We start from the raw sequence: 1102 nt of genomic DNA on the forward strand, positions 1-1102 counted from the left end.
GCCTGGTTCCGCGTCAAACCGGCCGAAGAGGAAAGAGCCGCCGCGAGCAGCTAAACTACGCGGTTTACCGAATCGCCTGAAAAGGGAAGCTTCGGCTTCCCTTTGCTTTTTGCATGTGCCCAGAATGTGCGCGGGTGGCGAAATTGGTAGACGCACCAGGTTTAGGTCCTGACGCCAGCGATGGTGTGGGGGTTCGAGTCCCCCCCCGCGCACCAGCTAACGAAACCAGAGAGTCCAGACAATCATGGYTGTCACTGTAGAAACCCTCGAGAAGCTCGAACKCCGCATCACGCTCACGCTGGCGGCCGACACGATCAACAACGAGGTCGAAACGCGCCTGAAGCGCCTGTCCCGCACGGTCAAGGCCGACGGGTTCCGCCCGGGCAAGGTGCCGATGAGCGTGGTGTCCCAGCGCTACGGCTACTCGGTGCAGTACGAAGTCATGAACGACAAGGTCGGACAGGCCTTCGCCCAGGCCACCGCCGAGGCCAAGCTGCGCGTCGCCGGTGCCCCGCGCATCAGCGAGAAGGAAACCGCGCCCGAGGGCCAGATGGCCTTCGATGCCGTCTTCGAGGTGTACCCCGAAGTCAAGCTCGGCGACCTGTCGGCCGCCGAGGTCGAGCGCGTCAGCACCGAGGTGACCGAAGCCGCSATCGACAAGACGCTGGAYATCCTGCGCAAGCAGCGCCGYACCTTYGCSCAGCGCGCGCAGGGCGAGGCTGCTGCCGAAGGCGACCGCGTGACGATCGACTTCGAAGGCAAGATCGACGGCGTGCCGTTCGACGGCGGCAAGGCCGAGGGCTTCCAGTTCCTGATCGGTGAAGGCCAGATGCTCGAGGCCTTCGAGAAGGCCGTGCGCGGCATGAAGACCGGCGAGTCGAAGACCTTCCCGCTGCAGTTCCCCGAGGACTACCAGGGCAAGGACGTCGCCGGCAAGGAAGCTGACTTCCTGGTCACGCTGAACAAGGTCGAGGCGCAGAACCTGCCCGAGGTCAACGATGCGCTGGCCAAGTCGCTGGGCATCAAGGAAGGCACCGTCGACGCACTGCGCGCCGACATCAAGCGCAACCTCGAGCGCGAGGTCAAGTTCCGCGTGCTGGCC

Annotated in this window: 1 protein-coding gene and 1 tRNA gene; both read left to right on the top strand. The window is 64.5% G+C overall.

The window, feature by feature from the left end; genetic code table 11:
• The first annotated feature begins 128 nt into the window (after positions 1 to 128).
• Positions 129 to 215: transfer RNA gene (locus AC1D15_RS33645), tRNA-Leu, on the top strand.
• A gap of 29 nt (positions 216 to 244) precedes the next feature.
• On the top strand, positions 245 to 1102 hold an 858-nt coding region (gene tig / locus AC1D15_RS33650), incomplete at its 3' end, for a trigger factor (RefSeq protein WP_477829477.1).

The sequence above is a fragment of the Rhizobacter sp. P2_H2 genome (assembly GCF_056403375.1).